Annotated in this window: 20 protein-coding genes; 10 read left to right on the forward strand and 10 right to left on the reverse strand. The window is 57.3% G+C overall.

Translation table 11 applies throughout. The features are described from left to right. Positions 1–94 precede the first annotated feature (94 nt). Positions 95–1597: a helicase HerA-like C-terminal domain-containing protein gene (locus WFK59_RS12395; RefSeq protein WP_336755913.1), complete on the forward strand. Its 1503-nt coding sequence runs from the start codon at positions 95–97 to the stop codon at positions 1595–1597. A gap of 26 nt (positions 1598–1623) precedes the next feature. Further along, positions 1624–2934: a DUF445 domain-containing protein gene (locus tag WFK59_RS12400; RefSeq protein WP_233985421.1), complete on the forward strand. Its 1311-nt coding sequence runs from the start codon at positions 1624–1626 to the stop codon at positions 2932–2934. A 193-nt stretch (positions 2935–3127) separates the two neighbouring features. Here the strand turns inward: WFK59_RS12400 and lptG are convergent, their stop codons facing one another. Both lptG and lptF read right to left on the reverse strand, forming a co-directional pair. Continuing rightward, the gene (gene lptG, locus WFK59_RS12405) at positions 3128–4204 is read right to left on the reverse strand and encodes an LPS export ABC transporter permease LptG (RefSeq protein WP_336755914.1); all 1077 of its coding nucleotides are present in this window, start codon (positions 4202–4204) and stop codon (positions 3128–3130) included. Then, entirely contained in the window at positions 4204–5304 is a 1101-nt protein-coding gene (lptF, locus tag WFK59_RS12410) for an LPS export ABC transporter permease LptF (protein ID WP_336755915.1), read from the reverse strand. Before lptF ends, lptG begins: the two co-directional genes overlap by 1 nt. Positions 5305–5572: 268 nt before the next feature. On the opposite strand from lptF, the gene pepA reads away from it, so the two are divergent. The 3 genes from pepA to WFK59_RS12425 all read left to right on the forward strand — a co-directional run bounded on the left by pepA (position 5573) and on the right by WFK59_RS12425 (position 10468). Then, complete coding sequence (gene pepA / locus WFK59_RS12415) at positions 5573–7084, forward strand: leucyl aminopeptidase (RefSeq protein WP_031375817.1); 1512 nt, start codon at positions 5573–5575, stop codon at positions 7082–7084. Positions 7085–7148: 64 nt separating this feature from the next. Continuing rightward, positions 7149–7607: a DNA polymerase III subunit chi gene (locus WFK59_RS12420; RefSeq protein ID WP_031375818.1), complete on the forward strand. Its 459-nt coding sequence runs from the start codon at positions 7149–7151 to the stop codon at positions 7605–7607. Positions 7608–7612: 5 nt separating this feature from the next. After that, positions 7613–10468, forward strand: coding sequence for a valine--tRNA ligase (locus WFK59_RS12425; RefSeq protein WP_336755916.1), 2856 nt, complete (start codon positions 7613–7615; stop codon positions 10466–10468). A gap of 253 nt (positions 10469–10721) precedes the next feature. Here WFK59_RS12425 and WFK59_RS12430 read toward each other — a convergent pair whose 3' ends face one another. The 3 genes from WFK59_RS12430 to WFK59_RS12440 are packed head-to-tail and all read right to left on the reverse strand — an operon-like array spanning position 10722 to position 12133. Beyond that, on the reverse strand, positions 10722–11243 hold the full coding sequence (locus WFK59_RS12430) for a hypothetical protein (RefSeq protein WP_233985425.1): 522 nt from the start codon (positions 11241–11243) through the stop codon (positions 10722–10724). Continuing rightward, positions 11240–11602, reverse strand: a complete 363-nt coding sequence (locus tag WFK59_RS12435) for a tlde1 domain-containing protein (protein WP_233985426.1) — start codon at positions 11600–11602, stop codon at positions 11240–11242. The genes WFK59_RS12430 and WFK59_RS12435 overlap by 4 nt, the downstream gene beginning before the upstream one ends. Positions 11603–11653: 51 nt before the next feature. Continuing rightward, the gene (locus tag WFK59_RS12440; protein ID WP_233985427.1) at positions 11654–12133 is read right to left on the reverse strand and encodes an Hcp family type VI secretion system effector; all 480 of its coding nucleotides are present in this window, start codon (positions 12131–12133) and stop codon (positions 11654–11656) included. A 301-nt stretch (positions 12134–12434) separates the two neighbouring features. Here WFK59_RS12440 and WFK59_RS12445 point away from each other — a divergent pair, with 301 nt between their 5' ends. Further along, positions 12435–12935, forward strand: coding sequence for a GNAT family N-acetyltransferase (locus WFK59_RS12445; protein WP_336755917.1), 501 nt, complete (start codon positions 12435–12437; stop codon positions 12933–12935). A 54-nt stretch (positions 12936–12989) separates the two neighbouring features. On the opposite strand, the gene miaE is transcribed toward WFK59_RS12445, so the two are convergent. Continuing rightward, entirely contained in the window at positions 12990–13751 is a 762-nt protein-coding gene (gene miaE, locus WFK59_RS12450; protein WP_336755918.1) for a tRNA isopentenyl-2-thiomethyl-A-37 hydroxylase MiaE, read from the reverse strand. 57 nt (positions 13752–13808) lie between these two features. After that, positions 13809–14228 carry a ribonuclease E inhibitor RraB gene (rraB, locus tag WFK59_RS12455; protein WP_069728807.1) on the reverse strand — a complete coding sequence of 140 codons (420 nt, stop codon included), beginning with the start codon at positions 14226–14228 and terminating at the stop codon, positions 13809–13811. A gap of 160 nt (positions 14229–14388) precedes the next feature. Between rraB and argF the strand changes: the two genes are divergently transcribed. From argF to ridA, 4 genes are all read left to right on the forward strand, one after another. Continuing rightward, positions 14389–15396: an ornithine carbamoyltransferase gene (gene argF, locus WFK59_RS12460; RefSeq protein WP_336755919.1), complete on the forward strand. Its 1008-nt coding sequence runs from the start codon at positions 14389–14391 to the stop codon at positions 15394–15396. Between the two features lie 300 nt (positions 15397–15696). After that, the gene (gene pyrB, locus WFK59_RS12465) at positions 15697–16632 is read left to right on the forward strand and encodes an aspartate carbamoyltransferase (protein WP_233985431.1); all 936 of its coding nucleotides are present in this window, start codon (positions 15697–15699) and stop codon (positions 16630–16632) included. Positions 16633–16644: 12 nt separating this feature from the next. Next, positions 16645–17109, forward strand: a complete 465-nt coding sequence (gene pyrI / locus WFK59_RS12470) for an aspartate carbamoyltransferase regulatory subunit (RefSeq protein ID WP_336755920.1) — start codon at positions 16645–16647, stop codon at positions 17107–17109. 72 nt (positions 17110–17181) lie between these two features. Beyond that, the gene (gene ridA / locus WFK59_RS12475; RefSeq protein ID WP_233985432.1) at positions 17182–17568 is read left to right on the forward strand and encodes a 2-iminobutanoate/2-iminopropanoate deaminase; all 387 of its coding nucleotides are present in this window, start codon (positions 17182–17184) and stop codon (positions 17566–17568) included. 57 nt (positions 17569–17625) lie between these two features. On the opposite strand, the gene lplT is transcribed toward ridA, so the two are convergent. The 3 genes from lplT to WFK59_RS12490 all read right to left on the reverse strand — a co-directional run bounded on the left by lplT (position 17626) and on the right by WFK59_RS12490 (position 22433). Next, positions 17626–18816 carry a lysophospholipid transporter LplT gene (gene lplT / locus WFK59_RS12480; RefSeq protein WP_336755921.1) on the reverse strand — a complete coding sequence of 397 codons (1191 nt, stop codon included), beginning with the start codon at positions 18814–18816 and terminating at the stop codon, positions 17626–17628. Further along, positions 18813–20963, reverse strand: coding sequence for a bifunctional acyl-ACP--phospholipid O-acyltransferase/long-chain-fatty-acid--ACP ligase (gene aas / locus WFK59_RS12485; RefSeq protein WP_336755922.1), 2151 nt, complete (start codon positions 20961–20963; stop codon positions 18813–18815). Before aas ends, lplT begins: the two co-directional genes overlap by 4 nt. Positions 20964–21044: 81 nt before the next feature. Beyond that, positions 21045–22433, reverse strand: a complete 1389-nt coding sequence (locus WFK59_RS12490; protein WP_336755923.1) for an efflux transporter outer membrane subunit — start codon at positions 22431–22433, stop codon at positions 21045–21047.

Raw genomic sequence — 22433 nt, forward strand, 5'->3', positions numbered from 1 at the left:
AGCAACGGCCTGCTTTTTGGTGAAAAGTTCTCCGCTTTACCCCGCCCCGCTTGCTATTCTTCAGGCATAACCCCTTGCCTGAGAGTGGAAAATCATGACTTCCCCGCTACTGATTGCCCGCACCACCGACGTTCAGCTTGCACTGTTACCGCAAATGGCCAATCGCCACGGATTGATTACCGGCGCGACCGGCACCGGTAAAACCGTCACCCTGCAAAAGCTGGCCGAATCGTTCTCGTCGATTGGCGTACCGGTGTTTATGGCCGATGTGAAAGGCGATCTGACCGGTGTGGCGATGGCGGGCCAGAGCAGCGAAAAACTCCAGCAGCGGCTGGCCAGCATTGGCGTCACCGACTGGCAGCCGCAAGGCAATCCGGTGATGCTGTGGGATATCTTTGGTGAAAAAGGCCATCCGGTGCGGGCGACCGTCTCCGATCTCGGTCCGCTGCTGCTGGCGCGCTTGCTGAACCTTAATGAAGTCCAGAGCGGCGTACTGCAGATCATTTTCCGCATCGCCGACGATCAGGGCTTACTGCTGCTCGATTTCAAAGATCTGCGCGCCATGACGCAGTACATCGGCGACAACGCCAAAAATTTTCAGACCCACTACGGCAACATTAACAGCGCCTCGGTCGGGGCGATTCAGCGCGGCTTGCTGACGCTGGAGCAGCAGGGTGCCGAGCATTTCTTCGGTGAACCGATGCTGGATATCGCCGACTGGATGCGGGTCGACGATCAGGGCAAAGGCTTTATCAATATTCTCTCGGCGGAGAAGCTCTATCAGCTGCCGAAACTCTACGCCACCAGCCTGCTGTGGCTGCTCTCTGAGCTGTATGAACACCTGCCGGAAGCGGGCGATCCCGATAAGCCGAAGCTGGTATTCTTCTTCGATGAGGCGCATCTGCTGTTTAACGACGCGCCGCTGGTGCTGCTGGAAAAGATCGAACAGGTGATGCGGCTGATTCGCTCCAAAGGCGTTGGCGTCTGGTTCGTCACCCAGAACCCGGCAGACATTCCGGATCGGGTGCTGGGACAGCTCGGCAATCGGGTACAGCACGCCCTGCGCGCCTTTACGCCAAAGGATCAGAAAGCGGTCAAAACGGCCGCCGAAAGTCTGCGCGCTAACCCGGCCTTCAGCAGCGTGGAGGCGATTCAGGCGCTGGGCACCGGCGAAGCGCTGATCTCTTTTCTCGATGCCAAAGGCAGCCCGTCGGTGGTCCAGCGGGCGATGGTGATTGCGCCCGGATCACGCATGGGACCGGTAACGGCCGATGAACGTAACGGGCTGATCAACCACTCGCCGCTGTATGGCAAATATGACAGCGAGGTCGATCGCGAATCAGCCTTTGAACGGCTGCAGCAGGGCTTTCAGGCCAGCGGCGAACAGACCAATGCGCCGCCCGCCAAAGGCAACAGCGTGGCCGTTGATGAGGGCATTCTCGGCGGACTGAAAGAGATTCTGTTTGGCCATACCGGGCCACGCGGCGGTAAGCACGATGGCGTAGTGCAGACCATGGCGAAAAGCGCCACCCGCCAGATAACTAACCAGATCATCCGCGGCGTGCTCGGCAGCCTGCTGGGTGGCCGCCGCCGCTGAACAACGCGCTCTGCTAAGATCGGGATATGGATAAACAACACGAACTGAAACGGACCAAACGTCTGGCGCTGCTGCTGCTGTTACTGGCCGCCGCCACCTTCATCATCACCCTGTTTCTGCCGCCCGGCTTCTGGGTCAGCGGCGTGAAAGCGATAGCGGAAGCGGCGATGGTCGGCGCGCTGGCTGACTGGTTTGCGGTAGTGGCGCTGTTTCGCCGGGTGCCGGTGCCTTTTATCTCGCGTCATACCGCGATTATTCCGCGCAACAAAGACCGTATCGGTGAGAATCTTGGCCGCTTCGTGCAGGAGAAGTTTCTCGATACCGATTCTCTGCTGAGCCTGATACGCCGTCACGATCCGTCGCACCTGCTGGCGCAGTGGCTGAATGCGCCCGGCAATGCCGATCGCATCGGGCGGCATCTGCTGCAGGTGATGCGCGGCTTCCTCGATCTGACCGACGACACGCGTATTCAGAACTTCATGCGCCGCGCGGTGCATCGCGCCATCGATAAGGTCGATCTGACGCAGACCAGCGCGCTGATTCTGGAGAGCCTGACCAAAAATAATCGTCATCAGGCGCTGCTGGACGCGGCGATCGAGCAGCTGCTGGCGCTGCTGCATAAGCCCTCAACCCGCGAGTTCATTGCGCAGCAACTGGTGCGCTGGCTGAAGCGTGAGCATCCGATCAAAGCCAAAATGTTGCCAACCGAGTGGCTGGGCGAGCACAGCGCTGAACTGGTGGCGAACGCGGTCGATTCGCTGCTGGATGATGTGGCGCTGGATCAGGGGCACGAGCTGCGTCTCGGCTTTAACCGGGCGGTGGAGCGCCTGATCGTTAAACTGCAAACCGACCCGGAGATGGCGGAGCGCGCCGAGGTGATCAAGAGCTGGCTGAAAGAGGATGCCACGCTTAATCGCTACATCGGCGAGCTGTGGAACGATATGCGTAACTGGCTGAAAGCGGACCTCAGCAGCGACGATTCGCGGGTGCAGGAGAAAGTGCGCGGCGCGGCGCTGTGGCTGGGCGAAACCCTGGCTGCCGATCCGGCGCTGCGTGACTCGATGAACCAGCACCTCGAACAGGCGGCGCGCAGCGTAGCGCCGGAGTTTGCCGGCTTCCTGACGCGCCATATCAGCGACACCGTGAAGAGCTGGGATGCGCGCGAGATGTCACAGCAGATCGAGCTGAATATCGGCAAAGACCTGCAGTTTATTCGCATCAACGGCACGCTGGTGGGCGGTACCATTGGTCTGATTCTCTATCTGCTGTCGCAGTTGCCAGCCGCTCTGCCCGCATTGTCTGGCTGGATAACAGGCTGGATAAATAGCGTGGCCTGAAGCCGCTTTCCGCCGCTGAAACAGCGGTTTCCGGAGAGCTCATTCGTAAAGCGATGGAAGCCTGCGCCTGCAGCCAATCATCACCGGCCACGGATGCGCTTTTGCCTCTTTGCGAAAGGCGTATGCTCCCTGAGCCGGCAGGTTAAAAACAAAAAAGGCCGCTTGCGCGGCCTTTTTCAGTTGCGGTGCTCGCTTAGCGCCGCTTGATCAGCATAAACAAGCTGATGGCGAAGAACGCGAAGCTCGGCAATATCGCCCCCAGAATCGGCGGCAAGCCGTAAACCAGGCTGAGCGGGCCGAAAATCTGGTCCAGCACGTAGAACAGGAAGCCGAAGCTGATGCCGGTGACTACCCGCACCCCCATCGACACGCTGCGCAGCGGGCCAAAGATAAACGACAGCGCCATCAGCATCATCACCGCCACCGACAGCGGCTGAAAGATCTTGCCCCACATATTCAGCAGATAACGCCCGGACTCCTGGCCGCTCTGCTTGAGATATTTGCTGTAGTTATACAGGCCGCGAATCGACAGCGCGTCCGGATCGAGTGCCACCACGCCGAGTTTGTCCGGCGTCAGGTTGGTTTTCCATTCACCACTGAGGCTTTGCGAGCCGGTAATCTGGTTAGGATCGGTCAGGTTTGACTCATCCACCTGCGACAGAATCCAGCGCTTTTTCGCCGCATCCCAGATAGCGGTCGCAGCGAAGCGTACGCTCTGCAGCCGACGCTGATCGTTGAAGCTGTAGATGCTGACACCATCAATTTCATTGTCGCCTTTGATACGCTCAATGAAGATGAAGTTGTTGCCATCTTTCGCCCACAGGCCATTTTGCGTCGACACCAGCGCGCCGCCATACAGCTGCTGCGCCCGGTAGTTACGCGCCATCTGCTCGCCCGAAGGCGCGACAAATTCGCCAATCGCCATGGTCAGCAGCACCAGCGGAATCGCGGTTTTCATCACCGACAGCGCCACCTGCATACGGGTGAAACCGGCGGCCTGCATCACCACCAGCTCACTGCGCTGCGCCAGCGTCCCCAGCCCCAGCAGTGCGCCGAGCAGCGCCGCCATCGGGAAGAAGATTTCAATGTCTTTCGGCACGCTGAGCAGGGTGTAATAACCGGCGGAGAGCGCGCTGTAGCTGCCCTGGCCGGTTTTACGCAGCTGATCGACGAACTTGATGATGCCGGAGAGCGACACCAGCATGAACAGCGTCAGCATGATGGTATTAAAGATGGTTTTGCCGATATAGCGGTCAAGTACGCGAAACATCAGACCGATCCTCCGCGTGTGAAGCGGGCACGGACCCGACGCATCGGCACCGTATCCCACAGGTTAAGCAGTACCGCCAGCAGCAGATAGCCGATATTCACCACCCACATCCAGACGGCCGGATCGAGCCGCCCTTTCGCCCCGCTCGACTTCAGCGAGCTTTGCAGCAGGAAGAAGATCAGATAGAGCAGCATCGCAGGCAGCATCGACAGCACCCGGCCCTGACGTGGATTGACCACGCTGAGCGGCACCACCATCAGCGCCATCACCAGCACCGAAAACACCAGCGTCAACCGCCAGTGCAGCTCGGCGCGGAAGGTTGGCGAATCGTTGCCGAACAGGCCGGTAAAGCTCGACTGCTCCGCATCATTCGGGTCCAGCGTCGCCTCTTTGTAGCCGACGCGCGCCTGATAGTTGGTGAAGTCAGTGATGCGGAAGTCGCGCAGCAAGGCGGTGCCCTCAAAGCGGGTGCCTTTATCCAGCGTCACCACCTGCGAACCGTCTTTATGCTGTTCCATATGACCGCTGTCAGCCAGCACCACCGACGGCCGCGCGTTGCCTTTTGGCCGTAACTGCGCCAGGAACACGTTGCCGAACTGGTTGCCTTTGACATCCTCGATGAACAGTACCGCGTTGCCATCGCTGGAGGTCTGGAACTGCCCGGCCGCCAGCGCCGCCGTACCTGGATTGGCTTTGGCGTTCTGGGTCACTTCATCCTGATAACGGGATGACCAGGGACCGAGCCAGATGACATTCACCGCCGCCACCAGCGAGGTAAACAGCATCAGGACCATCGCCGCCTTGACCAGCACGGCTTTACTCAGGCCGCAGGCGTGCATCACGGTAATTTCACTTTCCGTGTAGAGTCGTCCCAGCGTCATCAGGATCGCCAGAAACAGACTCAGGGGCAGTATAAGTTGTGCCATTTCAGGCACACCCAGTCCTAACAGAGTCAGAACGAGGTTTGTCGGCACTTCGCCATCCACCGCGGCTCCTAAAATCCTGACTAACTTCTGGCAAAAGAAGATTAATAGCAGGATGAAGAGGATAGCCAGCTGGCTTTTGAGCGTTTCCCGAACCAGATATCTAATGATGATCACGCTTAGTACGCCTGTGAAAACTTGTCTTTTTGCAGGAAAATCGCTAGTTTCAACGCTTATTTGCCATTTTTCTTCATCAATGGCCGTCATCGTAGCTAAAATTGTATGACAAACGCGCATGGGTGGTGGAAAAACAACATCTTGTCACCCTGATTCATTATGACCTCCAGCGGCAGATTGTCATGCTGCCACGATGAATAAATGGGTCATGAGCGCGCTACATTCTAGCGGCAGCAGCGGCCGTTGTCTTTAAGATTCAGGAGAGTGCATGGAGTTCAGTGTAAAAAGCGGAAGCCCGGAAAAACAGCGCAGTGCCTGCATTGTCGTTGGCGTTTTCGAACCGCGCCGTCTGTCACCGATTGCCGAACAGCTGGATAAAATCAGCGACGGCTATATCAGCGCCCTGCTGCGCCGTGGCGAGCTGGAAGGAAAAGTAGGCCAGACACTGCTGCTGCATCACGTGCCCAACATCCTCTCTGAGCGGATTCTGCTGATTGGCTGCGGCAAAGAGCGCGAGCTCGACGAGCGTCAGTATAAGCAGGTCATCCAGAAAACCATCAATACGCTGAACGATACCGGCTCAATGGAAGCGGTCTGCTTCCTGACCGAGCTGCACGTCAAAGGCCGCAACACCTACTGGAAAGTGCGTCAGGCGGTCGAAACCTCGAAAGAGGCGCTGTATAACTTCGATCAACTGAAGAGCAACAAGGCGGAACCCCGTCGTCCGCTGCGCAAGCTGGTATTTAACGTACCGACCCGCCGTGAACTGACCAGCGGTGAGCGCGCGATCCAGCACGGTCTGGCGGTCGCAGCCGGGATGAAAGCGGCGAAAGATCTCGGCAATATGCCGCCAAACATCTGTAACGCCGCCTATCTTGCCTCGCAGGCTCGCCAGCTGGCGGATGCCTTCAGCAAAAATGTCACCACCCGCGTCATCGGCGAACAGCAGATGAAAGAGCTGGGGATGAACGCCTATCTGGCGGTCGGTGCCGGTTCGCAGAACGAATCGCTGATGTCGGTGATTGAGTACAAAGGCAACCCGGATGCCGACGCACGCCCTATCGTGCTGGTCGGTAAAGGCCTGACCTTCGACTCCGGCGGTATCTCGATTAAGCCGTCCGACAGCATGGACGAAATGAAATATGATATGTGCGGCGCGGCCTCGGTCTATGGCGTGATGCGCATGGTGGCCGAGCTTAACCTGCCGCTCAACGTGGTCGGCGTGCTGGCCGGTTGTGAAAACATGCCGGATGGCCGGGCGATGCGTCCGGGCGACGTGCTGACCACCATGTCTGGTCAGACGGTGGAAGTGCTGAATACCGATGCCGAAGGCCGTCTGGTCCTGTGCGATGCGCTGACCTATGTCGAACGTTTCGATCCGGAAGTGGTGATTGACGTCGCGACCCTGACCGGTGCCTGCGTGATTGCGCTGGGCCACCACGTCAGCGGTCTGCTGTCGAACCACAATCCGCTGGCGCATGAGCTGATCAGCGCCTCTGAGCAGTCGGGTGACCGCGCCTGGCGTCTGCCGATGGCGGATGAGTATCAGGAGCAGCTGGAGTCCAATTTTGCCGACATGGCTAACATTGGCGGCCGGCCTGGCGGCGCGATTACCGCCGCCTGCTTCCTGGCGCGCTTTGCCCGCAAATATAACTGGGCGCACCTCGACATCGCCGGTACCGCATGGCGTTCAGGCAAAGCCAAAGGCGCCACCGGTCGTCCGGTGCCGATGCTGTCGCAGTTTCTGTTGAATCGGGCAGGATTGAACGGCGACGATTGATCGCCTCAATGCTGACTACAAGGGCGGATGAGATTCCGCCCTTGATCTTCTGACGAGCAAACTGATGAAAAACGCAACCTTCTACGTGCTGGAAACCGATGCACCGAGCGACGGCCTGAGCGCCATTGAAGCGCTGGTGTGCAATCTGGCGGAAACACGCTGGCGGGCCGGAAAGCGGGTGTTGATCGCCTGTGAAGATGAGCAGCAGGCAATTCGTCTCGACGAAGCACTGTGGCAACGACCGGCAAACGCCTTCGTGCCGCATAACCTTGCCGGTGAAGGCCCGCGCTACGGCGCGCCGGTTGAACTGGCCTGGCCGCAGCGTCGCGGCAGTTCGCCGCGCGACCTGTTAATTAGCCTGCTGCCACAGTTCGCAGATTTTGCTACTGCTTTCCATGAAGTGATAGACTTCGTTCCTTACGAAGAATCTCTCAAACAGCTGGCGCGCGACCGCTATAAAGCGTACCGCAGCGTTGGTTTCCAATTGAATACGGCAACGCCGCCACAGCCGCAAACGACATAGCAGAAATGGAAAAGACATATAACCCGCAAGATATCGAGCAGCCGCTTTACGAGCATTGGGAAAAGCAGGGCTACTTCAAACCGAATGGCGATACCAGCCAGGAAAGCTTTTGCATCATGATCCCGCCGCCGAACGTCACCGGTAGCTTGCACATGGGTCACGCTTTCCAGCAAACCATCATGGATACCATGATTCGTTACCAGCGTATGCAGGGGAAAAATACCCTGTGGCAGGCCGGTACCGACCATGCGGGCATCGCCACGCAGATGGTGGTTGAACGCAAGATTGCGGCTGAAGAGGGCAAAACGCGCCAGGATTATGGCCGTGATGCGTTCATCGACAAAATCTGGCAGTGGAAAGCGGAATCCGGCGGCACCATCACCCGTCAGATGCGCCGTCTCGGCAACTCCGTTGACTGGGAGCGCGAGCGCTTCACCATGGATGAAGGGCTGTCCAATGCGGTGAAAGAGGTGTTCGTCCGCCTCTACAAAGAGAACCTGATTTACCGTGGCAAGCGCCTGGTCAACTGGGACCCTAAACTGCGCACCGCCATCTCTGACCTGGAAGTGGAAAACCGCGAGAGCAAAGGCTCGATGTGGCACATCCGCTATCCGCTGGCCAACGGCGCGAAAACCGCTGACGGTAAAGATTACCTGGTGGTCGCCACCACCCGTCCGGAAACCCTGCTGGGTGATACCGGCGTGGCGGTGAACCCGGAAGATCCGCGCTACAAAGATCTGATTGGCAAATTTGTTATGCTGCCGCTGGTGAATCGTCTGATCCCGATTGTCGGCGATGAACATGCTGACATGGAAAAAGGCACCGGCTGCGTCAAAATCACGCCAGCACATGACTTTAACGACTACGAAGTCGGTCGTCGTCATAAGCTGCCGATGATCAACATTCTGACCTTTGACGGTGATATCCGCGAGCGCGCCCAGGTGTATGACACCAACGGCGAAGTCAGCGATGCCTGTTCCGATGAGATCCCGGCGGCGTTCCAGAAGATGGAGCGTTTTGCGGCGCGTAAAGCGATTGTCGCAGCCGTTGATCAGCTCGGCCTGCTCGAAGAGATCAAACCGCACGACCTGACCGTGCCTTACGGCGACCGTGGCGGCGTGGTCATTGAGCCGATGCTGACTGACCAGTGGTACGTGCGCACCGCCCCGCTGGCGAAAGTCGCGGTGGAAGCGGTTGAAAACGGCGACATTCAGTTTGTGCCGAAGCAGTACGAAAACATGTACTTCTCCTGGATGCGTGATATCCAGGACTGGTGTATCTCCCGTCAGCTGTGGTGGGGTCACCGCATTCCGGCGTGGTATGACAACAACGGTCACGTCTACGTCGGCCGCACCGAAGACGAAGTGCGCGCTGAAAACAACCTGGCCGCCGATGTGGCGCTGCGTCAGGATGATGACGTGCTGGACACCTGGTTCTCCTCAGGCCTGTGGACTTTCTCGACCCTGGGCTGGCCGGAAAACACCGAAGCGCTGCGCACCTTCCATCCGACCAGCGTGCTGGTGAGCGGCTTCGACATCATCTTCTTCTGGATTGCCCGCATGATCATGCTGACCATGCACTTCATCAAAGATGAAGATGGCAAACCGCAGGTGCCGTTTAAAACCGTCTACATGACCGGTCTGATTCGTGATGAAGAAGGCCAGAAAATGTCAAAATCCAAGGGCAACGTGATTGACCCGCTGGATATGGTTGACGGTATTTCGCTGGAAGCGCTGCTGGAAAAACGCACCGGTAACATGATGCAGCCGCAGCTGGCTGAGAAGATCCGTAAACGCACCGAGAAGCAGTTCCCGAACGGCATTGAGCCGTCAGGCACCGATGCGCTGCGTTTCACTCTCGCCGCCCTCGCCTCAACCGGTCGCGACATCAACTGGGACATGAAGCGCCTGGAAGGTTATCGCAACTTCTGTAACAAGCTGTGGAACGCCAGCCGCTTTGTGCTGATGAACACCGAAGATCAGGATTGCGGCCAGAACGGCGGCGAAATGACGCTGTCGCTGGCGGATCGCTGGATTCTGACCGAGTTCAACAGCACGGTGAAAGCCTACCGTGAGGCGCTGGATAGCTACCGTTTCGATATCGCGGCTAACCTGCTGTATGACTTCACCTGGAACCAGTTCTGTGACTGGTATCTGGAGCTGACCAAGCCGGTGATGAACAGCGGCAGTGAATCTGAACTGCGTGGTACCCGACATACGCTGGTAAACGTGCTGGAAGGCTTGCTGCGTCTGGCGCACCCGATTATTCCGTTTATCACCGAAACCATCTGGCAGCGCGTGAAGGGGCTGAAAAACATCAGCGACGACACCATCATGCTGCAGCCTTTCCCGCACTACGATGTGGCGAAAGAAGATGCCGAAGCCAAAGCGGATATCGAGTGGATGAAACAGGCGATCGTCGCGGTGCGTAATATTCGTGCTGAGATGAACATTGCGCTGAGCAAACCGCTGGACGTGCTGCTGCGCGACTGCTCACCGGCCGCACTGCGTCGGGTGGAAGCGAACCGTAACTTCCTGTCGCGCCTGGCGCGTCTGGAAAGCCTGACCATTCTGCCAGCGGGCGAGAAAGGCCCGGTCTCGGTGACCAAGATCGTTGAAGGCGCAGAGCTGCTGATCCCGATGGCGGATCTGGTGGATAAAACCGCTGAGCTGGAGCGTCTGGCGAAAGAGCTGGTTAAGCTGGATGTGGAAATCGAGAAGATCGAGACCAAGCTGGCGAACGAAGGCTTTGTCTCCCGCGCTCCGGAAGCGGTCGTGGCGAAAGAGCGTGAACGCGTGGCCGAACTGCAACAATCAAAAGCAAAACTGATTGAACAGCAGGCGGTGATTGCGGCGCTCTGATTGACAGATTGCCCTGCCCTGAACAAACCCTGCGCTCGCGCAGGGTTTTTTATTTATAAATGGTAATAAAGGTAAGCGTTTAGCAAGGTGCAGACTTAATCACAGAGTAAACCCGGCGACTGTTCTGCCCTGCCCACCTGCCGCAGACAAAAGAACCTGGCTTAGACTAGCGATTTCAGGAATGATGAAAGACTGGTTATAACGCAAAACGTTGATTAAGTAATAAATCAGGTGTGTTATTTAACAGGCATAATCATTGTTGTGATGAACCGTCCTCCGGCCTCACCTCGCCTTTTTGACCCGCATAACGCTTTTTTAATACAGCCAGGCATCTTTTTTGCCAGTATCCTCCGGTGGGTAATTTATTAAGTGCGGCACTGGTTAGTATAAAGTACGCTTCTGTTTCATTCTGGGTGGGTTCAATAAATGGCAGCCCACATATACTATTAATATTATTTTCATTAACGAACTTCAATACTTCTTCAGGGTTCTCAGGTAAGGCATAGGCCATAGAGATATTCAAACCTTCCTGAAATGATGTTATCCCTAAGAAGGGTGATTGATTAAGGATGGGATAAAGTGCTATCCAGCGTGGTCTGCCCTGAGAAAGATATTCAGATATCTGGTCATAATCAACGTCTGAGAGAGGGCTATTGTCGTTATTCATGGAGGCCGTAAGCACTTTATCTGACAAAACCTGTTCAGCAGATTGAGGGTTTCCTGATGCGCAGGCCACCGCAAACAAGGTTAAGACTACGATAATAAGCCATTTCATTTCACGATTAACTCCCTGTCGCCGCTATCTGCAATGCTCTTCCTGACATTAAAAGAGGCAACAATACAGCCATTGGAGGCAGTACCAAAGCCATTATCTCCATGAATAAGGAATCCAGCGCGACCACACATATTATTGCCTGCATAAGGCGTCAGACGGAGAACAAATCGTCCGGCTGTCGGATGCTTTGCCACCGGATGGCCAATCTTATACTTGCCCGCAGGCAAAGGGCCTTTGTTAACTTCACATGCTAATGCAGGATCGTCTTTGTATCCTTCAGCTCCGGCATATAATGCATCGAATTTATAGACACCATCTCGTGTAAAAGATCGCTTTCTCACGTCATAAACCCATGTCATACCTGCTCCTTACAATGACGCAAAGAGGTGCGACGCCATTAAATAGTTGGATTATGCGCGTTCCTTCCATGAATCGGAATGCTGAATATTACCATCGCAATACTTCCAGGTGATTTTTTCGTAGCGCAGCGTCACTGACTCAAGATGGTTCATATTTTCAATCGATTTAATGTTATGCATAAGTGGGTTAACTGACACCACTTTTACCCCTTCAATGAACATGTTGAAGTACTCTTCCTCCTGGCCTGCATGATTAATGCGATACCATTTTATTTCAGCTGATTTAAGTGTTTGTCCGGAGGATACTGCCTTGTAGAGATAAGGGCTGGATGAATCAAATTCTTTTTCGAACTCCAATGCACTGTGAATACGCGTTCCGGTGAGTTTGCCCGTGTGGGGATCAACAGGAATGCTCAACCCATGCATGAAACTAAGAACTTCGATACTTCCTTCCCGATGCTGAACATCAACTGAACCTTTGATATCTGCGCCGCCATCATCTTTTAACCAGAGGTAAGCTGGAATTGCCATGAAATTAATCCCTTAAATAGCGTTAAAGATCTTAACTTACAGCAGTAAACCCCTGGAATTTTGATTCACATCAAATAAAATAAAAGCAGCCAATTAAAAACCTGGCTAATTAAGTCAGGGGAATAATTATTATTTATTAAATGAACCAGTGACGACAACAGAGAGAATAATTAATTAAATCACCATAAAAAGGATAAATGCACATTTAATGCCTGTGTAAATTATCACAAATATTGCTTTTACATGACGATAATGTTATTTCTGGTGTATGTCTAATTGAATTGCACAATCCAATCCCAACATGATTTCTGACTCTCAGCACCTCCAGGTGCGGCCGATTACTGCCGCCGACAATCCGCATATTGCCCAGGTAATCCGCGACGTTTCAGCGGAGTTCGGCCTGACGGCGGATAAGGGATACACCGTATCCGATCCGCAACTTGACCACCTGTTTGAGTTGTACAGCGCCGAACAGAGCGCCTACTGGATTATTGAGGCTGACGGCAAGGTGGTCGGCGGCGGCGGCGTAGCGCCACTGGCCTGCAGCGCGCCCGATATCTGCGAACTGCAGAAGATGTATTTCCTGCCTGCGGTACGCGGTCAGGGACTGGCGCGCGAGCTGGCGCTGCGGGCGCTGGATCATGCCCGTCAGCACGGTTTTCGTCGCTGCTACCTCGAAACCACGGCCAGCCTGACCAGAGCGATTAAGCTGTATGAATCGCTGGGCTTTGAGCATATCGACAGCGCCATGGGCTGTACCGGTCACGTTGACTGTGAAGTGCGGATGCTGAAAAACCTGTAGCCGATGCGGGCCACTGCACCGTCAGCCCAGTCTCTTTAGCTGTAACGCTGCGGTTCAGAAGGCCGGTACGCCACTGTGAAAACGTAATTCGCCGTCCGGCTCGCTGATCAATCGCGCTTCGGTTTCGCCAATCGCCCGTACCCGTGGCGCGATATCTTTCGCTGAGATCTGCGCCGCCAGGGTTAAATAGTCCTGATAGTGGCGCGCTTCTGAGCGCAGCAGTGAGATATAAAACTTCTCCAGCTCGCCATCCAGCCACGGCGCCAGCGCCGCAAACCGCTCGCAGGAGCGCGCTTCAATGTAAGCACCGCAAATCAGCTTATCCACCAGCGTCTCCGGCTCATGGGTTGTCACTTCACGCAGCAGGGACTTCGCATAGCGGCTGGAGGTGATCTTCTGATAGACCAATCCGCGCGACTGCATAATTTCCCATACCTGATAGAAGTGATGCAGCTCTTCTTTAATCAGCAGCACCATCTTTTCCACCAGCTCATCCGCCCACGGCAGTTCATTGCGGACGATGATGCGTTTGGTGAGATTTTTATGGGCATTGATAAAGACGCTGTCGCCATCTTCGCGGAAGATAAAATCTTCGTACGGTTTCAGCCAGCCGAGGATCGCCTCACCGCTGGGTTTGTCAGCCACATATTTACGGATCAGCCAGACCGCGGTCTGCGCGGCTTTCAGTTCGCATACCAGATGGTCGGTTAACAGCAGGGTCAGATTTTCCGGTTTACGCGCCTCATCAATCCAGGCTTGTGGCGTGCGGCAGTGCAGAAACTGATAAATGGGTTCAAGTAAGGGTGCGTAGTTCATGGTGTTAAAACAGGGCTGGAAAAGAAGAGAGGCGGAGAATTCCCCGCCCTGCGCGACTTAGTGGCGAATGCCATTATCATCTTCATCGTCGATGGCGTCTTCGTCATCTTCATCTTCGGCGTCCGGGTCTTCAAAGTAGGTGCCCCAGCCGTCGTAGTCGACATTGTATTTACCGATCAGGTTCACCAGTTGCTCAACCTGCACATCAATCAGCTCTGGCTTCAGCGCCGATTCACTGATGATGTCAACGCACATCACGGTCGTCCCATCTTCCAGCTCCAGCTCTTCCGGCTCGGTCACTTCATAACCCAGCTTGAAGGCGTCAACTGCGGCCTTCTCCAGTGAATCGAAGTTGTTGCACGAGAGATGATGCTCGATGGTATAAAGCGCATCGGGATCGCTGCCATCCTCCAGCAGCTCTTCAATGATCAGGCGCGTCTCTTCACGCTGCTCTTCCAATAATGCTTCATATGCCATAACGATGTCCTCTCTGAGTTCGGCAATAAACAATTATTTTCCCACACTGCCTGTCGCGCCACTACACAAAACGAAAAGTTTATTCTCGTCGGGGTTGAAAATGCATATTCATACGGTTAGATTGAATTTTAATTCATTTTTATGGTTACCGGAGTGTTGTATGAGTCAGCTGTATCAGCGCCATTTCCTCAGGCTACTGGATTTTACCCCGGCCGAAATTAATCACCTGCTTACCCTTGCTGCGGAATTAAAACGCGCGAAAAAAAGTGGCAGTGAAGTCCCGACCCTGAAAGGCAAAAACATCGCGCTCATCTTCGAAAAAGACTCGACCCGTACCCGATGCTCTTTCGAAGTTGCCGCTTACGATCAGGGTGCTAACGTTACTTATCTCGGTCCGAGCGGCAGCCAGATCGGGCATAAAGAGTCGATGCGCGACACCGCGCGGGTACTGGGCCGGATGTATGACGGTATCCAGTATCGCGGTTACGGCCAGGAGCTGGTGGAAACCCTGGCGGAGCACGCTGGCGTGCCGGTGTGGAATGGACTGACCACGGAGTTTCATCCGACACAGCTGCTGGCCGATCTGCTGACCATGCAGGAGCATCTGCCAGGCAAAACGCTCAGCCAGATGACGCTGGTTTACGTCGGCGATGCCCGCAATAACATGGGCAACACCATGCTGGAAGCGGCGGCGCTGGTCGGGCTGGATCTGCGTCTGGTGGCACCGCAGAGCTGCTGGCCAGAGGCGCAGCTGGTGGAGCAGTGTCGCGACGTGGTACAGCAGACCGGCGGCAAAATCACCCTCACCGATAACATTGCTGACGGCGTCAAAGGTGCAGACTTTATCTACACCGACGTCTGGGTGTCGATGGGCGAAGCCAAAGCGGTGTGGGAAGAGCGTATCGCCCTGCTGCGTGACTATCAGGTTAACCGGGCGATGCTCGATCTCACCGGCAATCCGCAGGTGAAATTCCTGCACTGTCTGCCCGCTTTCCATGACGATCAGACCACGCTGGGCCGGCAGATGGCGGAACAGTACGATCTGCCGAACGGCATGGAAGTGAGCAATGAGGTATTTGAGTCCCCGCACAGCATCGTGTTCGATCAGGCGGAAAACCGGATGCACACCATCAAAGCGGTGATGGTGGCGACGCTGGGTCAACGCTGATGCAGATTCCCGGCGTCTGCCTGTACCAGCCAGGCACGGCAGCCCAATCGCCCTGCTTCAGGGCCAGCGCAAACGGTTTCCTCGCGCACGATTTTCCCTTGCTGCCCGGCAGCGAATGGGTATAATGCGCCACAATTTGCCGGAGGAAATATGCTACAGCGCAGCGGACAATTTGACGCTCAATCACGCCTGACCACAGGCGGCGCCGCTGTTTCTTTCGGTCATCGACCCGATCTTAAAAAAGCCCCTTAATCAGGGGCTTTTTTTTGTCCGCAATCCGGCCGCGCAGAGGAGAAAGCTATGGCTAACCCGCTATATCGCAAGCACATTATTTCGATCAACGACCTCAGCCGTGATGAGCTGGAACTGGTGCTGCATACCGCTGCACAGCTCAAAGCGCACCCGCAGCCGGAGCTGCTGAAGCATAACGTGATCGCCAGCTGCTTTTTTGAAGCCTCGACCCGTACCCGGTTGTCGTTTGAGACGGCGATTCATCGTCTCGGCGCATCGGTTGTGGGTTTTGCCGACGGCAGCAATACCTCGCTGGGCAAGAAAGGCGAAACCCTGGCCGATACCATCTCCGTGATCAGCACCTATGTTGATGCGATTGTGATGCGTCATCCGCAGGAGGGCGCGGCGCGGCTGGCGACGGAGTTCTCTGGCGGCATCCCGATTCTCAACGCCGGTGACGGAGCCAACCAGCATCCGACCCAGACGCTGCTCGATCTCTTCACCATTCAGGAGACCCAGAGTCGCCTGAACCAGCTCAATGTGGCGATGGTCGGCGACCTGAAATATGGCCGCACCGTGCACTCCCTGACACAGGCGCTGGCGAAGTTTGATGGCAACCGCTTCTTCTTTATCGCCCCCGATGCGCTGGCGATGCCGGCTTACATCACCGATATGCTGGATGAGAAAAACATCGCCTGGTCACGGCATGACAGCTTTGAAGAGGTGATGCCGCAGCTCGATATCCTCTACATGACGCGGGTACAGAAAGAGCGGCTCGATCCGTCGGAGTATGCCAACGTCAAAGCGCAGTTCATTCTGCGGGCCGCCGATCTGGCGACGGCGCGTGACAACATGAAGGTGCTGCATCCGCTGCCGCGCATCGACGAAATCACCACCGATGTCGATAAAACCCCCTACGCCTGGTACTTCCAGCAGGCCGGAAACGGCATCTACGCGCGTCAGGCTCTGCTGGCGCTGGTATTAAACAGCGAACCCGCCCTGTAAGGAGATCCTCAGATGACACACGACAACAAATTGCAGGTCGAAGCGATCAAGCGCGGCACGGTAATCGACCATATCCCGGCCCTGGTCGGATTCAAACTGCTCTCCCTGTTCCGTCTGACCGAGACCGATCAGCGCATCACCATCGGCCTGAATCTGCCGTCAGGCGAGATGGGCCGCAAAGATCTGATCAAGATTGAAAACACCTTTCTGACCGACGACCAGGTCAACCAGCTGGCGGTCTATGCGCCCCATGCTACGGTCAACCGCATCGACGATTACGAAGTGGTGGCGAAGATCGCCCCGACGCTGCCGGAGCACGTTGAGCGGGTGCTGACCTGCCCGAACAGCAACTGCATCAGCCGCAGCGAACCGGTCTTCTCCAGTTTTGCGGTGAAGCAGCGCGCCGATGATGTTCATCTGAAGTGCAAATATTGTGAAAAAGAGTTCGCGCGCCATGTGGTGTTGGGTCACTGGTAATCGTTCCGGCCGACCCTATAATGGTCAGCACCGGCGGGCTCACCGCCCTACTGCCTTATTCAAGGAGCAATAATGTCTCGTGAAATCAGTACTGAAAAAGCCCCTGCCGCCATCGGCCCCTATGTTCAGGGTGTCGATCTCGGCAGCATGATCATCACCTCCGGTCAGATCCCGGTCGATCCGGCCACCGGCATGGTCGCCGATGACGTGACCGCCCAGGCGCGTCAGTCGCTGGAAAACGTGAAGGCGATCGTGGAAGCGGCTGGCCTGAAGGTCGGCGATATCGTGAAAACCACGGTATTCGTTAAGGATCTGAACGATTTCGCCACGGTGAATGCAGCCTATGAGGCATTCTTCACCGAGCATCAGGCGGCATTCCCGGCCCGTTCCTGCGTTGAAGTGGCGCGCCTGCCAAAAGATGTGAAGATTGAAATTGAGGCGATTGCCGTTCGTCGCTGAGTCACGACGGATGCGTAGCCGCCTCGCTGCCTGACGCTGGCAGCGAGGCGGCCAGCCTTAGCGTTTAGCCGGTCGCCACAGCCACAGCAGGGCGATGGCCAGCGCAAACAGCACGCCAAACCCGATGCCGGTAGCGACCGCAGGCGCACCGGCTTTAATCGCCAGCGTATAGAACCCCAGCATCAGCAGCATCGCGCTGTTCTCACCGAGATTCTGCACCGCAATCGCATTGCCCGAGCCGACGCTCTCTTTACCGCGCGCCTGCAACAGCGCATTCAGCGGCACCACAAAGAAGCCCCCCAGCGCGCCAATTACCATCAGCAGCAAATAGGCATTCAGCAGCGAATGCTGCAGTGAGAAGACCACCACCATTACGCCAATCAGCACCCCGGCCGGCATACAGCGACGCACCGTTTCCAGCGTCACCAGCTTCGCCGCTGCCGCCGCACCCAGCACGATACCCATCGCCACCATCGCATTGAGGGTGGTTGGCGTGGTGTTGTCATGAATGCCCAGCGCCACCGGCACCCAGAGTACCAGCAGGAAACGCAGCGTCACGCCCGCGCCCCAGAACAGGCTGGTGCCCAGCAGCGAGAAACGCGTTTCGGCATCATGCCAGAGCACCGCCGCCGCCCGGAAGAAACTGCGCAGCATGGCGGCGATCTGCCAGCTTTGCCCCGGACGCGCCGCCTGCAGTTTCGGGATAAACAGGTTCGCGATAACCGCGACGCCGTAGGTGACCGCGCAGATGCCGAGCGCCGCCAGCAGATGCCAGTCCGCCAGCATCCCGCCCGCTACTGAGCCGAGCAGGATCGCGGCGATGGTCGACCCTTCCATCAGCCCGTTGGCTTTCACCAGCTTTTCGCCGTGGGTGATTTCACCGAGGATGCCATATTTGGCCGGTGAGTAGGCCGCAGCACCTATCCCCACCAGGGTATAGCCGAGGAACGGGTTGAAGCCGAAACAGATCGCCAGTGCGCCCAGCAGCTTCAGGCTGTTGGCGATCATCATCACCCGCCCTTTCGCCATGCTGTCGGCCATCTGCCCGACAAACGGCGCCAGCAGAATGTAGGTGGCGACAAACAGCATCTGCAACACCGGCTGGCTCCAGTCGGGATAGAACTGGCTTTTCAGCACGGCCAGCGTGGCAAACAGCAGCGCGTTATCGCCGAAGGCCGAAAAGAACTGGGCGATAATCACGGCGATCATGCCGCGTGACATCAGCGGCGCATTACGATCAAGGCTCATGCCTGCTCCTCTTCCGCCAGCTTTTTCAGCGTGACGTAATCGGGTTTACCGCTGCCGAGCTGCGGCAGCTGTTTCATCACCCGGATATCGCGCGGCAGCGCCAGCTCCGGCGCGCCCAGCTCACGGGCGGCTTTTTGCAGGCCGTCACGCGCCAGTTCGCCGTCGGTGGTGAACAGCACCAGCGCTTCGCCGCGCTGACCATCCGGCCGCAGTGAGGCGGCATGCTGCTTGTCCGGCGACGCTTTCAGGGCGATCTGCTCAACGATCTCCAGCGACACCATCTCGCCAGCGATCTTGGCGAAGCGTTTGGCGCGTCCCTGAATCTGGCAGAAGCCTGCCTCATCAAAGCTGACGATATCGCCGGTGTCATACCAGCCCGCTTCCTGATTGCCTTCGCCATCATCGGCGACCGGCACTTCCAGCACGCCGGGATTCTCGACCCGCAGATAGCCTTTCATCACGTTCGGGCCGCGCAGCTGCAGCCGTCCGCCCTGCTCAATGCCCGGCACTGACATCAGTCGCGAATCCATCCCCGGCAGAATGCGTCCAACGGTGTGCGCCTTCGCCGCCATCGGCACGTTAATCGCCACCACCGGCGCGCATTCGGTTACGCCGTAGCCTTCGAGGATGCGAATACCATATTTTTCCATGTAGATCTGGCGGGTGTTTTCCTGCAGCTTCTCAGCCCCGGCCACCACGTAGCGCAGACGGGCAAAATCATAGGGCGCGGCAAAGCGCGCGTAGTTACCGAGGAAGGTTGAGGTGCCAAACAGCACGGTGCAGTTTCGGTCGTAGACCAGCTCCGGCACGATGCGGTAGTGCAGCGGGCTGGGATAGAGGAACACCTGCGCGCCGGTCATCAGCGGCGTAAACAGGCCAACGGTCAGACCAAAGGCGTGGAACAGCGGCAGCGCCGACATAAAGCGGTCACGCGGGGTGAAGTCAGCGATGGTGCGGATCTGTTCGACATTCGCCAGCAGGCTTTTATGCGAATGCACCACCCCTTTGGGATGGCCTTCCGAGCCCGAGGTGAACAGCACCATTGCCGCATCTTCCGGCTGCTGCGGCAGCTGGGCGCGATGCGGCATCAGCAGATGGGCGACGATCCACAGTTTGTCCTTACTGGTAACGGTATCTTTCAGATCTTCCAGATAGATCCACTGCACATCATCGAGCCCCTGCGGCAGATGCCATAGGTTGCCTTTGTCGAGGAACTGCCGCGACGTGAAGACCGTTTTGATCTGCGCCGCGGTCAGTGCCGCCCGCATACCGTTGACGCCCGCGGTGTAGTTCAGCATCGCCGGAACCCGTCCGCGCAGTGATGCGCCGAGAATTGCCGCCGCCGTGACGGTAGTGTTGGGCAGCAGCAGACCGACCACTTCGCGCGGCTGGCTGTAACGTTCGAGGATGCGGCCCACGCCGAGCGATTTTTTCAGCAGGCCGTTGTAGCTGTCGGGCTTGAAATTGACATCTTCAATGCAGCGCTTAAAGGCACCGTAGCGTGAACGGGCCGCGAGAAAAGCATCAAACAAAGTTTCACGCGGGCGCACCGCCATGCGCGCTTCCATCATCACATGATGCAGATGTTCGCCCGCCAGCAGCCGGCGATCGCGCGCCCGTTTCGCTTCCGGCATCGGGATGCGGGTCGCGGGCAGAATGCTGAGAGTGATGCGCGGAAACAGACGGCGTTTGAATACGCCCGCCAGCCGGCCAAACGGCGTGAACTCCGCCCCTTCTATCCGCATTGGCACCACGTTCGCGCCAGATCGCGCCGCGACGAAACCGGCGCCGCTGTAGATTTTCATCAGCGATCCGGTGACGGTGATCCGTCCCTCCGGGAAGATCACCACCGGACGGCCGCTGTCGATCAGCCGCACCAGCTGTTTCAGCGCCATCGGCTTGGTGGGATCGAGCGGCACATAGTCGATAAAGGGTTTAACCAGCCGCATAAACCAGCTTTCGCTGATGGTCGAATAGACCGCGTAGACCGGCTTAATCGGCAAAAATAGCGCCAGCAATATGCCGTCGAGAAACGACATATGGTTCGGCGTGATCAGTACCTTCTGCTTATGCAGTTCGGCGACGTCGCCGCGCAGTTCGACCCGCCATAACAGGCGGAATACCAGACGCAATAGTGTGAATACCATGCCCGCTCCTTAGCATCGTGAAAAATAGCCCCTCACGATGCAGGATTTGACGCAGTTCGACAACAGAATTATCCACTACGCTCAGGGTGCCTGCCAGCCGCCGCCCAGCGCGGCAATCAGCGCCACGCTGCTGACCCACTGGGTGCTTTGCAGCGTCAGTAAACTCTGTTGTTCGCTCAGGCTGCTGTTTTCGGTGGTTGCCACATCGAGGTAGTCGATCATCCCGGCCTGATACTGATTGCGCGTCACCCGCGCCGAGGTCTGCGCCGCCACGGCTGCGCGCTGCTGGGCCGCTATCTCGCCCTGCAGGGTATTGAGTTCCACCAGTTGATCTTCCACCTCCTGCAACGCGGCTAATACCGTCTGACGATAGCTGGCAACGCTGGCATCCCAGCTGGCGCGTGCCTGATCGACCTGCGCTGAGGTGGCACCAAAGTCGAGCAGCGTGCCGCTCAACTCCGGCCCCAGCGACCAGACGCGGTTCGGCAATGCGAACAGCGAATGCAGCGCCGATGCACTGACGCCGCCGCTGGCGCTCAGAGTGAGATCGGGATAGTAACCGGCCACCGCCACGCCCACCGCAGCGTTTGCCGCTGCCATGTTACGTTCGGCATAGGCGATATCGGGACGGCGCTGCAACAGCTGCCCCGGCAGGCTGGCAGGTATGGCGGGCAGAGTGGCATTCAGCGGCGCGGCGGGCAGGCTGAAGTCGGCGGGCGCTTTGCCGACCAGCAGCGCGATGGCGTGCTCCAGCTGAGCGCGCTGCCACTGGTAATCCTGCGCCGAGGCGCTGGCACTCTCCAGCTGCATCTGCGCCTGCGCCTGGGTGGCGAGTGACGCGGTGCCAGCCTGATACTGGTTATTGATCACCTTCAGGTAGCGCTGATAGGCCGCCACGCTCTGCTGATAGAGCGCAATTTTCTGGTCCATAAAGCGCAGCTGGAAATAGTCCTGCGCCAGTTCAGACTGCGCGCTCAGGGTGATATTAGCCAGTTCTGCGGCGCTGGCCGCTGCGCTGGCGCGGTTCTCTTCCAGCGTCCGCCGCAGTTTGCCCCACAGATCCAGCTCCCAGCTGGCGCTGAGTTCCGCCTGATGGCTGCTGCTGGTGGTGCGGCTGCTGCCGGTGGTGGCGTGGCTGCCGCTGCGCGTCACGCTGCTGTCATAGCCCAGTGACGGAAACAGCGCGGCGCGTGACTCACTCGCCAGCGCCTGCGCCTGACGGTACTGCGCCGCATAATTCGCGACGTTCTGGTTCGAGATGCTCACCTGGCTAAGCAACCCGCTCAGGGTGGCGTCGTGATAGACCGCCCACCATTCGCCTTTGTTCTGCTGATCCAGCGGCGTCGCGGGCTGCCAGCCTTTGGCCTCTTTATAGTGAACCGGCATCGCCATCGCGGGGCGCTGGTAGTCGGGACCAACAGTACAGCCGCTCAGCAGCAGCATCAGAACAAGCGGGATAACGGGTTTCAT

The sequence above is a fragment of the Pantoea sp. USHLN298 genome, from assembly GCF_037149395.1.
Classification (GTDB): domain Bacteria; phylum Pseudomonadota; class Gammaproteobacteria; order Enterobacterales; family Enterobacteriaceae; genus Pantoea; species Pantoea astica.

Coding starts and splice junctions, on each gene's coding strand:
- WFK59_RS12445 (WP_336755917.1), top strand. CDS start 12,435: ATGATTTCTGACTCTCAGCACCTCCAGGTGCGGCCGATTACTGCCGCC.
- pepA (WP_031375817.1), top strand. CDS start 5,573: ATGGAGTTCAGTGTAAAAAGCGGAAGCCCGGAAAAACAGCGCAGTGCC.
- WFK59_RS12430 (WP_233985425.1), bottom strand. CDS start 11,243: ATGAAATGGCTTATTATCGTAGTCTTAACCTTGTTTGCGGTGGCCTGC.
- rraB (WP_069728807.1), bottom strand. CDS start 14,228: ATGGCATATGAAGCATTATTGGAAGAGCAGCGTGAAGAGACGCGCCTG.
- miaE (WP_336755918.1), bottom strand. CDS start 13,751: ATGAACTACGCACCCTTACTTGAACCCATTTATCAGTTTCTGCACTGC.
- WFK59_RS12395 (WP_336755913.1), top strand. CDS start 95: ATGACTTCCCCGCTACTGATTGCCCGCACCACCGACGTTCAGCTTGCA.
- WFK59_RS12435 (WP_233985426.1), bottom strand. CDS start 11,602: ATGACATGGGTTTATGACGTGAGAAAGCGATCTTTTACACGAGATGGT.
- WFK59_RS12400 (WP_233985421.1), top strand. CDS start 1,624: ATGGATAAACAACACGAACTGAAACGGACCAAACGTCTGGCGCTGCTG.
- WFK59_RS12420 (WP_031375818.1), top strand. CDS start 7,149: ATGAAAAACGCAACCTTCTACGTGCTGGAAACCGATGCACCGAGCGAC.
- WFK59_RS12425 (WP_336755916.1), top strand. CDS start 7,613: ATGGAAAAGACATATAACCCGCAAGATATCGAGCAGCCGCTTTACGAG.
- WFK59_RS12440 (WP_233985427.1), bottom strand. CDS start 12,133: ATGGCAATTCCAGCTTACCTCTGGTTAAAAGATGATGGCGGCGCAGAT.
- WFK59_RS12490 (WP_336755923.1), bottom strand. CDS start 22,433: ATGAAACCCGTTATCCCGCTTGTTCTGATGCTGCTGCTGAGCGGCTGT.
- ridA (WP_233985432.1), top strand. CDS start 17,182: ATGTCTCGTGAAATCAGTACTGAAAAAGCCCCTGCCGCCATCGGCCCC.
- argF (WP_336755919.1), top strand. CDS start 14,389: ATGAGTCAGCTGTATCAGCGCCATTTCCTCAGGCTACTGGATTTTACC.
- lplT (WP_336755921.1), bottom strand. CDS start 18,816: ATGAGCCTTGATCGTAATGCGCCGCTGATGTCACGCGGCATGATCGCC.
- pyrB (WP_233985431.1), top strand. CDS start 15,697: ATGGCTAACCCGCTATATCGCAAGCACATTATTTCGATCAACGACCTC.
- lptG (WP_336755914.1), bottom strand. CDS start 4,204: ATGTTTCGCGTACTTGACCGCTATATCGGCAAAACCATCTTTAATACC.
- aas (WP_336755922.1), bottom strand. CDS start 20,963: ATGGTATTCACACTATTGCGTCTGGTATTCCGCCTGTTATGGCGGGTC.
- pyrI (WP_336755920.1), top strand. CDS start 16,645: ATGACACACGACAACAAATTGCAGGTCGAAGCGATCAAGCGCGGCACG.